The following is a 12,589-nucleotide window of genomic DNA, read 5'->3' as shown; positions in this document are numbered from 1 at the left end:
TTTCAAATCACAGGCATCAGCCGCGATCATCCTGTCCGGCATCGAGATGGTCCATATGATGCGCAAGCGACAGGCGAGATACGCCTTCAATCCGAATCTATCCTTGGCCGAACAGTTCGCAATTCTTGCCGCATAATTGGCCTCAGATCAGGCCTCTTTGAGCTTCCAGTCAGCCGTTGCAACAAAACCCAAAATAGGGCTCTTGCTCGCTGTAGCCGAACGGCGGCCTCCCGAAGACGACACCAACAAGCGGATCAGTAGAAATCAGCTTGAAGCCTTTTGGGCAACTCCTTCTACAGGCGTCATCTCGGCAGGGTTAGCCGGGTTGGCTGGTTATATCTTTCGAAATTAGGCCGTAAAGATGCTTCGCCGCAGGCAGTAATGTCATCCCTTTGCGGGTGATCATCGTAAAATGCCGGTACAATTCAGGCTCGATTATCCTCAGAACCTTGCAGTTCCTGACGCGTGAAATATCGGCGATAGAAGCGGTCAGGATTGCAATCCCGATGCCTGCATTTGCAAATGCAAGCAGCGTTTCCCCCTGTATACAGTAATATTCTACCGTGAATGCCAAACCCTTTTCTTCCGCTGCCTCGGAAATAATCTGATGCACTACTGTGTTTGGGTAGAACATGACTAGGGAGTGGCTCAGCACGATATCAAGGGCTATAGTTCCAGTGTCTTCACCATTCTGAATCCACTCATTGGGAACAACTGCAAGAAGCGGCTCGGCACGACCATATTCAAATGTCATCTCAGGGTCTGAGAGTTCGGGGCCGACGCCGAAATCCGCCTTGTCCTGCTTCAAGGCATTCAGGATCTCGGCCGACTTATATTCGCCAATGGAGACCTTCACGCCGGGAAAGGCATCCTTAAACGCCTTAATGATGTAGGGCAGGCGCGCCGCAGCGTAGGTGGGCGAACAGGCGATGCGAACATGGCCGCGCCGGAAATCGATGTCTTCCTTAATATGGCGAAACGTCATCGAAAGACCAGAGATCGACGCACGCGCCTGATCGAGCAACATCTTGCCGGCCGCCGTCAGTTCCACATGACGTGTCGTGCGCAGGAACAGCTGGGTTCCGGCCTGCGCCTCCAATTCCTTGATCTGCATTGAGATCGCAGACTGGGAACGTCCCATCGCCTTGGCAGTGGCCTGAAATGAGCCGAACTCCGCGACACAGACGAATGTACTGACGAGCTTGAGGTTCACATGGGCGAGATCGTGAACAGTTCGCGGTTTGATCATTATCGCTCCGGCCTCAGCTGGGCATGCCTACCCACTCCGTGATAGACAAGACCCCTCCCGCCTTCAAGCGGAGCGCGCGGTTCTCGCAGATTGGCGGCATTTTAGACGCCTGCCTTTTTCAACCGTGCCTTCGCCCATTTGAACATTGGCAACAGCAGCAGACTGGCCGAAAGCAGCAGAAAGACGACCGAAATTGTGCTGCTGGCAAAGATGCCGATATCGCCATTCGACATAATAAGCGAGCGCCGCACGTTCTGTTCCAGGATCGGCCCCAGAACCAGTCCGAGAAGCACTGGAACGGAGGGGTAGCTGAATTTGCGGAACAGATATCCGAGTAGCCCGAACCCCATAGCCATGCCCAGATCGAAGAAGGAGTAATTGACGCTGAACACGCCGTAGACGACGATCCCCAGCACGATCGGGAAGAGATAAGCGGCGGGGATAAAGACCAGCGAGGCGAGGATCGGGGTGAGCAGGATGGTGAGCACGACGAGCATCAGGTTACCCGTGTAGAAGGTTCCGATCACCGGCCAGATAAAGTCCGGATTCTGCTCGAAAAGCAGCGGGCCGGGCTGAAGGCCGAGCATCAGCAGTCCGCCCAGCATGATCGCGGTGGTTCCCGAACCCGGAATGCCGAGGGTAAAGAGCGGTATCATGGCCGCATAGGAGGCCGAATTGTTCGCAGATTCAGGGGAGGCGATGCCCTCGGGAGCGCCTTTGCCGAAATTTTCGGGATGGCGCGAAATTTTCTTCGAGAAAGAATAGGAAAAGATCGTTGCCGCCGTTGCGCCGGCGCCCGGCAACACGCCGACGACGAAGCCGATGACCGAGCCGACGATCAGGTCCTTCCATGTCTTGTACATGTCGCTGATGCGCGGCAGAAGCGCCCTCAGCGTATAACGCGCGCGGGCGACCTTGGGCGCGGTCTCATTCACGCTCGCCAGGATTTCCCCGACGCCGTACATGCCGATTGCGATGACGGTGAACTCGATGCCCTCCAGCAGTTCGAAGGTTCCGAAGTTGAAACGCGGCGAACCGCTGACGATGTCGAGCCCGACCGTGCCAAGCCACAGTCCCAGGCCGAGAGCCGCAAAACCCTTAGCCCTGTCTTCTCCACCGAGAGACGTGGAAAAGATCAGCGTCATCACCATGAGCGCGGTCATCTCGATCGGTCCGAAGCGCAGGGCGAATTCGGCGAAGGGTGCAGCGATGGCGGTGAACAGTAATATGGAAATGAAGCCGCCGACGAAGGAGGCGAAGGTGGCAATGCCGAGGGCGCGCCCGGCTTCACCGTTTTTCGCCATCGGGTAGCCGTCAAGCGTGGTCATCATGGCCGCGCTCTCGCCGGGAATGCCGAGCAGGATCGAGGTGACCGCGCCGCCGTACATGGCGCCATAGTAGACGCCAGCCAGGCCGGCGACGGCCACCGTCGGCTCGAAGGACACAACAATGGGAAGCAGGATCGCAAGGGCGGCTGGCGGTCCCATCGCCGGCAGCACCCCGATGGCGAGGCCCAACAAGACACCCAGCAAGGTGGCTAGCAGCATAGGGCTGCTGGTCGCCACCGAAAGGCCAAAGAAGAGATCAGAAAAGATTTCCATTTCCGGTCCTCAATCAAAAGAACCCGCGCGGCATCGGAACACCGAGGGCCTTGTCGAAGATCGCCCACGCCAGAAGCGTGAACGTGATTGCGGTGCCTCCGCCAACGCCGAGGCGCGCCAGCCTGAAATCGGGCGCAAGCGCCAGGAAACAGGCGAAGACATAGAACGGGGTGAGCGCGATCATGCCCACGTAAGGTGCAAGGACAATGAACAGCGCGGTGACGCCAATAAGGACGGCGACACGAGAGACCTCTACGCGGGTTCCAGGTCCGTCGGCATTCCCGGCACTGTCCTCGTCGAGAATCTTGCTCTCGCCACCCTTCACCTTTGAAAAAAGGGAAGTACCGGTGCTGACCAGGATCAGGGTACCCGCGATCGCGGGAAAGAAACCGGGTCCGGTTATCGTGCTGGAAAGGATGCCGTAGTCATAGGATCGCCACAGGAGGAACACGGCAAACGCCGCAAAAAGCGATGTGAAGAGTTTTTCGGCCGTAAGCACTCGCACTCGTACCTCCCGATGCGTGTTGCATGTCGATGTGCTCCGCAATCCGGCGAATGGCTGCGCCAATCGCATCGGCCTCCCGGAGCACATCGAATACGCTATTTCTGAATGGTTGTTAGATAATCTGCGTAAAGCTTGCTGATCTCGGGTACCCGGCGGGCGAATTCGTCCGCATCCCAATAAAGCGGCACAGAGTTATTACGCTCCACATACTGGGTTTTCCAAATATCGCTTTCTGAAACCTTCTTCATCACGTCTTCCCAGAATGCGACCGCCTCTGCCGGCATATCCTTTGGCATCACCACGCCGCGATAGAGCATCAGTTCGATGTCCGAACCGAGCTCCTTGAACGTCGGCACGTCGGGCAAGGAAGCAAGTCTTTCCGGCGAAGTCACTGCGATCGGATTCAGGCGGCCCGCCTCGATCTGTGCCATGACCTCGGAAGCATTCCCGAATTGCAGATCGATATGTCCACCCAGAAGAGCGGTGGTGACTTCGCCGTCGCCGTTGAAGGGAACGGGGCGGACCTCGATGCCAAGTTCGTTGCCGAGCGAAACCGCCAGCAGGGCAGGGTCGGTTACCGGGCCAGTGTTGCCGATGCGCAGCACCTTCTTGGCCTTGATGTCATCCAGCGTCGCGATGCCCGATTTGGCTTCCACGACGAGAATGAACGGATCGCCCGCGATAACGGCGATGGGCTGGAAGTCTTCCACCTTTGCAGGCGACTGACCCATCAGCGGCGCAACAAAGAAGCTTGTCGCGATAGTGCCCATGACATAGGGGTCGCCTTTGCGCTGCGCCACGTAGTTGTAGGCGATGGCGCCGCCGCCGCCGGGCTTGTTTTCGACAAGCATCTGCGTGGAACTTAGTTTCCCTTCATTGACGATTCGCGCGATAGTTCGGGCAATTATGTCCGAACCGCCGCCGGGCGAAGACTGCACGATCAGCGTGACGTCCCGCTCGGGATAATCGGCTGCGATGGCGGAAGTGGCGAAGAGGCCGCAGGCCGCCATGGCCACGGCAAATATGGATTTACGCATTAATTTCCTCCCAAAGGTCTTATCGCCGGGGCAGCGCGTCACCACCGGCGGGTTCAGGCACTAGTTATTCCGTTTGTATTCCTTGATGATCCCGTCTTTCGGTTCGAGGCCGAATCCGGGTTTCTGCGACACGTTCAACCAGCCTTTGTCCGGCTGTGGAACCTCCTCGAAGAGCGCGTTGTAGGTCATCCACTTATGGAAGTGATACTCCACAAGGCCGCCATTCAGAACGCCAGCATGGAGGGCGATGTTGTGCGGGCCGTTGCCGTTACCGTGGCTGAGCGGCACATTGTAAGCACGGGCCTGGGCTGCGATTCTCAGGCTTGCGGTAAGCCCGCCGTCATTGTTGATGTTGGGCTGAAGATAGTCGACAGAGCCCGCTTCCAGATAATCGCGCGCCTTGTAGTGCTCGTTCTCGGCGGCGGCGACGCGAATGCTGGTCTGGCTGCGCAGATGCGCTAGATTTCGCGGCTCGTTATAGTGGACGGGTTCCTCGATGAACGTTATGTCCAGCTTTTCACACAGGTTACATAAGCGCACCGCGTCGGGAAGGGTCATGCGCAAATTGCCATCCATCGACAGCTTCACGTCCGCACCGACGGCCTCGCGCATCGCCGCCATCCTATGGTAATCGTCGATAGGGTCGGGGATCGCTTGGCGACCGACTGTGTTTTTCAGGTGTGTATAGCCGAGCGAGACGAGATGGGCCGCCTCCGCGGCCAGTTCTTCACGGCTATAGACCGGCGCCCCGTCATAGGCAGCGCCATGTGTGATATAGACCGGCACACGGTCGCGCGCGCCGCCAATCAGATGGTGTACCGGCCGACCGACCGCTTTTCCCTTAATGTCCCAGCACGCGATGTCGATCATCGCCATAGCCGAAATGAGCACCCGGCCCAACGGCCGCTCCCATGTATGGCGGTCGAAAAGCTGCGGAATACGGTCTGTACGGAACGGATCAACGCCTTCCTCGATAATGCGGGGCGCAAGGTATTTCTCGATCAGTTCGATCGCGACCGGATGTGTATATCCGCTCGTCGCCCAGCCGATGATGCCATCATCCGTTTCCATTTCGAGGAGGAGGGCGCCTTCCGTGTTGGGTCGATCACGATAGGGTGGCGGGGCGATCGGAATATCCTTCAGATCGTGAATAGAGATTCTTGCAATCCGCTGCCGAGGCGCTGCGACAGAAGTTTTGTAAAGCATGGTTTCGTTGAGCATCATGGCCTCCTACGTAGGCACAATAGCGATATGAGGCTCTCAGAAAATTGAATTAATCTTCAGGATTCATCAGAAAATGTGGGAGATAACTCATTAATGAGATATGAAGCCGGCGGCCGCGTAGAGGAGACGTGATGACTTACTCAGGACGCATGCAGAATGGCCGCTCTTGGAATGAAGTGACTTAGTGGCAAATAGGTAATCGATGCCATTACGTCGTCACAGATTTTGCTCGAAAAGTCGCATAAGATGCAGGATGGAATTGAAGCCCTGCGATAGTCGATCCATCCGTGCGAGAAGACGCCGATTGGCGCGTGCGTGTGATGACAATCGCGTCGCTCGCGATCTTCTGGACGGCCTCAAGATGATGCTGCGCATTCTATGTGACGACACAAGGCATGACGGGCCACAACAAGAAGTGAAATCGTCTGCCTTCCTTTCATGGCTCAGATTTGTCAGCGCCAGAAAGGTGAGAGTCGCAGCTCTAACTGGCTGATCTCTCGTATTGCGAAATGGCCGCTACAGGTTAAAATTGCATCAAGGCATTGTGGAATTTGGCCGCCTCGCAAGGTTCTGAGAGTCAAGATGGGCGGGCCGCATGCAGTGGGCCTATTCCGATGCGGCTTCCCTATGCCCTATTCCTTCTTGAAACGCGGTCAAATACAGCCTCTGATACCTATGTTCTTACTGATCGCTTCAGTTCATCGAGATAGTTGTAGATGGTGAAGCGTGAGACGCCGAGACTGGCTGCCGCGATGTCGACACTCGACCGTATGAGGAAGAGCCCACGCCGGTTCATATGATCGACGGCATCGATCTTGTCTTCCTTGGTCATGATGGCCACTGATTTTCGGGTAGACCGGATACCTTCCTCGATGATCTCCTGCACGAGCGAGTCGACATTCGGCGGTGCCTCGCTCTCAGTCTTGTCGTCGCCATGCCCGACGTCATCCAGAAGATCGTTCAGGAAACCTTGCACCTGACGAAGCGAAGTCATGTCGGCGTTCACGCAGAGCGCCGCATATGCCTGCCCTTCGCCATCCCGCAGGATGACGCTCGTTGAATCAAGATCGTGGCCGGTTTTCGACCGTGTCTTGTAGCCGGAAACGACGGTATGGCTCTCCCCGGGGCTTGCCCCTTCCTCGGAGAGCAATTTCTTCAGGCCAAGATCGTTGAACGGGCCGCTTATGATCGGGCTACCTATAGTGCGTCCGGTGATCGCTCCATTGGCGATCGCGGTGACCGAAGCGCCTGGCTTGCCAAGATCGTGTAGGACGACCTCGACATTACGCCCCAGCGCGCAGCCAAGCCCCTCGACAATATGCCGAAGAGTATCGATCACGAGCTCTCGTTCCCGGGCTGTCTTCGGAACACTCATAGGATTGGTACTTCAGGCATCGCGCATCTCAGTCCCTAATCTCCACGATCAATTCTATTTCGACAGGGATGCCCATGGGAAGCGCGTTCGTGCCGATTGCAGCGCGGGCATGTCGGCCGCGTTCCCCGAACACTTCGACGAGCAATTCCGATGCCCCATTGATCACGATATGCTGGCGCTCGAAAGTGTCGATACAATTCACATAGCCGTTGAGTTTGACAATACGCGAAACCTTGTCGAGATCGCCGATCGCCTGACGGATGACGGCCAACGAGTTGATCACGCCGATACGTGCCGCGGCCGCCCCTAGCTCCTCGCTGACGCTGCCGCCGAGCTTGCCTTTGATCGTGGCCTTTCCGTCCGCGATCGGACCTTGCCCGGAAATGTAGAGAAGGTTTCCGATGCGCGCTGCCGATGCATAGGTTGCCAGCGGCGCCGGTGCCGGCGGCAGTGTTATTCCCAGCTCTGCAAGTCGCGCGTCGATGGTCATGAGGATTTTGCTCCAAGCTCGGCGAAAATCTCGCAAAAGCGATCGATCTCGCTCTCGGTGTTGTAAAAATGGGGCGAGATGCGCACGAGATTGCCGCGTGCTTCAACACGTACCTTTCGTTCCTGAAGGCGCACTACGAGCGTCTCCGCATCGCGAGCGCGAGCCGAAACTATCCCGGCTGCGGCATTTGGCGGCGTTGCGATTGCCACACCCGCATCGTTCAGTCCGGCGATGAGGCGGTCGCGCAGCATTGCTGTTCGTTCCATGATCGCACTCCAGCCGATCCCCTCGAGGAAATCGAGCGTTGCGCCAAATGCGGCGAGGCCCGGATAATTGATATGGCCGTAGCGGATGTCGTTCGACGGGACGGGATTGGCGTAGCCACGAGAGAGCGGCGTCAGCTTGCGACGAAAATCCCGTGATATGACAACGATGCCGAGGCCAAAGCCCGAAAGCAGCCACTTGAAGACCGAAGCGGCGTAGACCTGACAGGACGAGGCATCCACCGGAGTGGCGCCAAGCGCCTGTATTCCATCCACGATCAGATCAGCGCCTTCGCGTCTGCATGCTTCCGATATACGGCCGAGATCGACCTTGGTGCCGCTGTGCCAGTGGACATGCGACATGCCGACGACGCGCGCACCAGGAACGGCGTTACAGAGAATATCCGTACGCTGCTCCTCATCCGTGATGTCGACGGGGCAGAGTGTGGCTCCTCTAGCCTGCAAGGCGTCCATTGCCTGACGAAGCGAGGGGAATTCGTCCGCCGCGAAAACGATCTGGTCGCCGCTCTTTACGGGCATTGCCTGCGTAACGAGATTGAGGGCTTCCGTCGTGCTGCCGACAAAGCCGATCTCGTCCGGTTCGACCGAGAGAAGTTTTGAGAGCTGCAACTGGACACGTCCGGCCAGCGCGCGCCAGTCGTCGCGCCCATCGAAACCGCGCGACTGCATCCCGTCGTAAAAACGGGCCGCCGCCGCCCCTTGTCCGCGCCAGGATATCCCCGTCGATGCAGTGTTCAGATAGAGCACTTCGTCGAGATAGGGAAAATCGCGGAGTATCTTGTCGATGTCGATCGTCATTCGAAACAGACCTCGCTTACCGGACCAACCGCCGACGATACTGGTCACGCTTCCACAGAGAGCACATCTGTGGAATTGCCATATTTTGTTGAAGTGATCAATATTTTGTTGATATGCAGCACAACTTTGTTATTCTTGACCGTGTTGAGGATGAACGTTCGGCCAAACGGCAGGCCAGTAGAATTGTCCCGGCGGCGTCGGGCTTGCGGCATGTCGGACGGGGCAAGGGCTCCATGGCCGAAAAGGGGAGAAGAGCATGTTTCGATCGAAACTGAGTGCATATCGCGGGGCCGTTCTCGGTCTTGCGGTGGCGGGTGTGATGTTGGCTGGTCCAGCCATCGCGCAAACGACTGCGGCCGCGCCGCCAGCCCCGTCCAAGACGCTTGATGCCGTAAAGGCGCGTGGAGAGCTTATTTGCGGCGTGATCGGCACGAGCCCCGGATTTTCGCTGCCGGACAGCCAGGGGGTGATGCGCGGCATCGATGCGGATCAGTGCCGCGCTGTCGCCGCGGCCATTTTCGGCGACGCGTCGAAGGTGAAGTGGGTGATGCTCTCGCCGCAGCAACGCTTCACCGGTCTTCAGTCAGGGGAAGTGGACGTGCTGTTCGCCAACGTCACCTGGACGATGACGCGCGAAAGCCAGCTCGGCATGCAATTCCCGAACATCTATTATTATGACGGCCAGGCTTTCATCGTGAAGAAGTCGCTCGGGGTCGATAGCGCCAAGGGGCTCAACGGAGCCAGCATCTGCATGCTGACCGGTGGAACCTCGGAACTGACCGTCCAGGAGTATTTCAGCGCCAATAGCATGACTTACACACCGGTCGTGCTTGGCGAAGGCGAAGAGGCACGCAAGGCGTTTCTGGCGGACCGGTGCGATGCCTATACTTCGGATGGTTCTTCGCTGGCCGGCTTCAAGGCTTCGCAGGGCGACAAGGCCAACGAACTCGTCATCCTTCCCGAACGCATGACCGCGGAACCGCTCGGCGGCGCCGTTCGCAAGGGCGACGAACGCTGGTTCGATATCGTCCGCTGGACGCATTTCGCGCTTGTCACTGCCGAGCTGAACGGTATCACCAGCGACAATATCGACACGTTCAAGGCATCGCAGGACCCACGCATTCGCCGCTTCATGGGCGAGGAGGGCGATCTTGGCGCAACGCTCGGGCTCGAAAACAACTGGGCCTACAATGTCGTCAAGGCGGTGGGCAATCTCGGACAGGTCTGGGATCGCAACGTGATCGGCGTCGACCGCGGCTACAACAATCTCTGGACCAAGGGCGGCCTGCAATACGCCCCGCCTTTCCGCTGAGATCGATCCTGACTTGGCCGCTCGCAAATTCGTAGGCGGCCTCTCATAGGAATGCGGAAAATGAGCGGGTCGGCGAAACGTTTGGATAGCAAGGAGGTAAAGCAGGGCCGTCTGAAAGCCGCCTTTGCCGATCCGCGTGGCCTGTTCACGCAAGCCTTCATCGTTTTCTCGCTGATAGCCGTCGTCTGGTTCCTGGCCGACAATACGATCGAAAACCTGAGGGCGCGCGGCATCACGACCGGCTTCGCCTTTCTGTGGCGCCCGAACAGCCTGCCTATCCCCAACTCCTGGCTGGAATACTCGGCAGGCATCAGCACATATGGACGTGCCATCACGATCGGCTTTCTGAACACGCTGACGGTGTCATTCATCGTGATCGTGCTCTCGACAATTCTGGGTACATTCGTGGGGATAGGGCGCCTGTCGCCCAACTGGCTGCTGTCGCGCAGTTGCGGCGCCTATGTCGAAGCCTTGCGCAATGTGCCGGTGCTGCTCCAGCTCCTGTTCTGGTATCAGCTGCTGCTGCAGCTTCCGCCACCCAAACGTGCGCTCAATCTGGTCGACGGCGTTTTTGTTTCCAACCGGGGCATCCGTTTTCCCACGCTGGAGCCTGATCCCTGGCACATGTGGATAGGGCTCGCATTGGCGTTCGGTGTCGGCGTGACGATATGGGCCTCCCGGTGGAGCCGTCGCCGTCGCGAGCGCATCGGCAGTTCACCCGTGATCTGGCCGCTCGCCGTGGTCCTCATTGTCGGTCTGCCGTTCGCCATGTTGCAATTCAGCGGGGCGAGCACGGCGGTCCAGGCGCCGCAACTTATCGGCTTTGATTTCAGGGGCGGGGGCGCGTTGACGCCCGAACTCTCCGCTCTGGTCATCGGCCTGACCATCTATTCGTCGGCATTCGTGGCCGAGATCGTGCGGGCCGGAATACTCGCGGTGCCCGGCGGGCAATGGGAGGCTGCACGGTCTCTGGGCCTTCGCAACGGAACGACGCTGCGCAAGATCGTCCTGCCGCAGGCGCTGCGTATCATCGTTCCACCGATTACCAGCGAATATCTCGGGATCATCAAAAACAGCTCGCTTGCGGTCGCTGTCGGCTATCCGGATCTGGTCGCCATCGTCACCACCATGCTCAGCGACACCGGGCAAGCGGTTGAAGGTGTGGCGATCATCATGCTGGCTTTCCTGGCCGTCAGCCTTTGCGTGAGCCTGTTCATGAATTGGTACAACGCGCGCGTCGTGCTGGTGGTGCGCTGATCATGGCGATACAGCAGACGGATGAAACCCAGGCGGCACCGATCCTCCCACCGCCTTTGCCAACGGGAACGCTGGCCTGGGCAAAAAAGAACCTGTTCAGCTCATGGTCCTCGACGCTGGTTACGATCGTCGCCCTCGTCATCATTGGGAAGTTCGCGTGGTGGTTCCTCGATTGGGCGGTTATCCGAGCGGTATGGACCTTGCCCGGGGCTGCCATCAGTGATACCCAAGCATGCCGCATGGAAACCGCCGGGGCGTGCTGGGCGCTTATTCAGGAGAAGTACCGGTTCATCCTGTTCGGGCTCTATCCGTATGAGCAGCAATGGCGGCCCGCCATCTGCATCTGCGTTTTCGTGGCCCTGTACCTGGTTTCGGCCGACCGGCGCATGTGGAAACGGTTGCTGGTCGCTATCTGGATCGTCGGGCTTGGCGCGGTGGCGATATTGATGCGCGGCGGTATATTTGGCTTGTCGGTCGTTTCAGAGGACCTTTGGGGCGGGTTGCCGGTGACGCTGATCTTAGCCACCTTCGGCATCGCACTAGCCTTTCCCCTGGCGATCGTCGTGGCGCTCGGCCGTATCTCGACAACAAACACCACCGCGAGGCTGATCTGCCTGCTCTATGTCGAGTTGATCCGCGCCATTCCGCTGATCAGCGTTCTGTTCATGGCGAGCCTGATGTTTCCGTTGTTTCTACCCGACGGCATGACCTTTTCGAAACTCTTGCGCGCGCAACTTGCCATCATCGTGTTCGCAGCGGCCTATCTTTCGGAGACGATAAGGGGAGGGCTTCAGGCTGTCGATCAGGGCCAGTGGGAAGCTGCCGATTCGCTGGGCCTCGGCTATTGGCAGAAAATGGGGCTCATCGTGGTGCCGCAGGCTTTGCGGTTGGTTCTGCCGCCAATCGTCAGCCTCTGCATCGCCTTTTTCAAGAGCACGTCGCTGGTCATGATCATCGGCATTTTCGACCTCCTGAATGCCGCCAAGCGGTCCGTCGCCGAACCGGCGTGGCAAGGCTTTGGCACGGAGGCCTATCTCTTCGTCGCCCTGATCTATTTTTGTTTCTGCTTTGCCATGTCGCGCTATGGGCAGAGTCTGGAACGGCGCTTAAAGACCTCCCACTGATCTGCGATTCACAAGGCACGGAGCGCGCGTTAACGTATGATCCGTGGAGAGCACTATCGGGTCCTTGCCCATTAACCGATGTTGTTGGCGTGCGGAATTGGAAGGTTAGCCACCTGGTGCCGATAAATGATGATAGCTGTCGCAAAAGATGCAGTGGGAAATTTGAACGCTGGATCGAGAATTCCACAGCTTAATCCGGTCTCATCTATTGCGTCAGGGAGTCAGGAGCAGGGCTTGTAAATCCTCCGCTTGGTCAATTAGTTGGCGGTATGGGGCGCATTTCGGACCTTGATTCGGTTTTGATCGAAATGATCGTGCAGGGTGCAGCCTATC

The 12,589-nt window shown here is 58.0% G+C and carries 11 protein-coding genes and 1 pseudogene; 4 read left to right on the top strand and 8 right to left on the bottom strand.

Features of this window, described 5'->3' with window-relative positions; genetic code table 11:
* A pseudogene (locus tag G6N74_RS30060) lies at positions 1-136 on the top strand (IS6 family transposase); the annotation flags it as partial.
* A 180-nt stretch (positions 137-316) separates the two neighbouring features.
* On the opposite strand, the gene G6N74_RS30055 reads toward G6N74_RS30060, so the two are convergent.
* The 8 genes from G6N74_RS30055 to G6N74_RS30020 all read right to left on the bottom strand — a co-directional run bounded on the left by G6N74_RS30055 (position 317) and on the right by G6N74_RS30020 (position 8,563).
* A complete protein-coding gene (locus G6N74_RS30055) occupies positions 317-1,249 on the bottom strand; it encodes a LysR family transcriptional regulator (protein WP_165121669.1) in 933 nt (310 codons plus the stop codon).
* Between the two features lie 101 nt (positions 1,250-1,350).
* Positions 1,351-2,850 carry a tripartite tricarboxylate transporter permease gene (locus tag G6N74_RS30050; protein WP_165121668.1) on the bottom strand — a complete coding sequence of 500 codons (1,500 nt, stop codon included), beginning with the start codon at positions 2,848-2,850 and terminating at the stop codon, positions 1,351-1,353.
* Between the two features lie 13 nt (positions 2,851-2,863).
* Positions 2,864-3,355: a tripartite tricarboxylate transporter TctB family protein gene (locus G6N74_RS30045; protein ID WP_165121667.1), complete on the bottom strand. Its 492-nt coding sequence runs from the start codon at positions 3,353-3,355 to the stop codon at positions 2,864-2,866.
* 95 nt (positions 3,356-3,450) lie between these two features.
* Positions 3,451-4,437 carry a Bug family tripartite tricarboxylate transporter substrate binding protein gene (locus tag G6N74_RS30040; protein ID WP_312857952.1) on the bottom strand — a complete coding sequence of 329 codons (987 nt, stop codon included), beginning with the start codon at positions 4,435-4,437 and terminating at the stop codon, positions 3,451-3,453.
* A 15-nt stretch (positions 4,438-4,452) separates the two neighbouring features.
* On the bottom strand, positions 4,453-5,613 hold the full coding sequence (locus G6N74_RS30035) for a mandelate racemase/muconate lactonizing enzyme family protein (protein ID WP_246246075.1): 1,161 nt from the start codon (positions 5,611-5,613) through the stop codon (positions 4,453-4,455).
* Positions 5,614-6,289: 676 nt separating this feature from the next.
* A complete protein-coding gene (locus G6N74_RS30030; RefSeq protein WP_165121665.1) occupies positions 6,290-6,955 on the bottom strand; it encodes a helix-turn-helix transcriptional regulator in 666 nt (221 codons plus the stop codon).
* A 64-nt stretch (positions 6,956-7,019) separates the two neighbouring features.
* On the bottom strand, positions 7,020-7,481 hold the full coding sequence (locus G6N74_RS30025) for a RidA family protein (protein ID WP_165121664.1): 462 nt from the start codon (positions 7,479-7,481) through the stop codon (positions 7,020-7,022).
* A complete protein-coding gene (locus G6N74_RS30020) occupies positions 7,478-8,563 on the bottom strand; it encodes an aminotransferase class V-fold PLP-dependent enzyme (protein ID WP_165121663.1) in 1,086 nt (361 codons plus the stop codon). Before G6N74_RS30020 ends, G6N74_RS30025 begins: the two co-directional genes overlap by 4 nt.
* A 256-nt stretch (positions 8,564-8,819) precedes the next feature.
* Here G6N74_RS30020 and G6N74_RS30015 point away from each other — a divergent pair, with 256 nt between their 5' ends.
* The 3 genes from G6N74_RS30015 to G6N74_RS30005 are packed head-to-tail and all read left to right on the top strand — an operon-like array spanning position 8,820 to position 12,256.
* Entirely contained in the window at positions 8,820-9,875 is a 1,056-nt protein-coding gene (locus G6N74_RS30015; RefSeq protein ID WP_165121662.1) for an amino acid ABC transporter substrate-binding protein, read from the top strand.
* Between the two features lie 60 nt (positions 9,876-9,935).
* Complete coding sequence (locus tag G6N74_RS30010) at positions 9,936-11,132, top strand: amino acid ABC transporter permease (RefSeq protein ID WP_165121661.1); 1,197 nt, start codon at positions 9,936-9,938, stop codon at positions 11,130-11,132.
* 2 nt (positions 11,133-11,134) lie between these two features.
* Entirely contained in the window at positions 11,135-12,256 is a 1,122-nt protein-coding gene (locus G6N74_RS30005; protein ID WP_165121660.1) for an amino acid ABC transporter permease, read from the top strand.
* Positions 12,257-12,589: the final 333 nt, after the last annotated feature.

Source organism: Mesorhizobium zhangyense, from assembly GCF_011045115.1.
GTDB classification, from domain to species: domain Bacteria; phylum Pseudomonadota; class Alphaproteobacteria; order Rhizobiales; family Rhizobiaceae; genus Mesorhizobium_M; species Mesorhizobium_M zhangyense.
Note: the sequence above shows the minus strand (reverse complement) of the source record. Positions and strands in the feature narration are given on the sequence as shown.

What these genes read in the sequence shown, in the direction of transcription:
- G6N74_RS30055 (WP_165121669.1), bottom strand. Translation starts at nt 1,249, where the DNA reads ATGATCAAACCGCGAACTGTTCACGATCTCGCCCATGTGAACCTCAAG.
- G6N74_RS30050 (WP_165121668.1), bottom strand. Translation starts at nt 2,850, where the DNA reads ATGGAAATCTTTTCTGATCTCTTCTTTGGCCTTTCGGTGGCGACCAGC.
- G6N74_RS30035 (WP_246246075.1), bottom strand. Translation starts at nt 5,613, where the DNA reads ATGCTCAACGAAACCATGCTTTACAAAACTTCTGTCGCAGCGCCTCGG.
- G6N74_RS30025 (WP_165121664.1), bottom strand. Translation starts at nt 7,481, where the DNA reads ATGACCATCGACGCGCGACTTGCAGAGCTGGGAATAACACTGCCGCCG.
- G6N74_RS30020 (WP_165121663.1), bottom strand. Translation starts at nt 8,563, where the DNA reads ATGACGATCGACATCGACAAGATACTCCGCGATTTTCCCTATCTCGAC.
- G6N74_RS30015 (WP_165121662.1), top strand. Translation starts at nt 8,820, where the DNA reads ATGTTTCGATCGAAACTGAGTGCATATCGCGGGGCCGTTCTCGGTCTT.
- G6N74_RS30010 (WP_165121661.1), top strand. Translation starts at nt 9,936, where the DNA reads ATGAGCGGGTCGGCGAAACGTTTGGATAGCAAGGAGGTAAAGCAGGGC.
- G6N74_RS30005 (WP_165121660.1), top strand. Translation starts at nt 11,135, where the DNA reads ATGGCGATACAGCAGACGGATGAAACCCAGGCGGCACCGATCCTCCCA.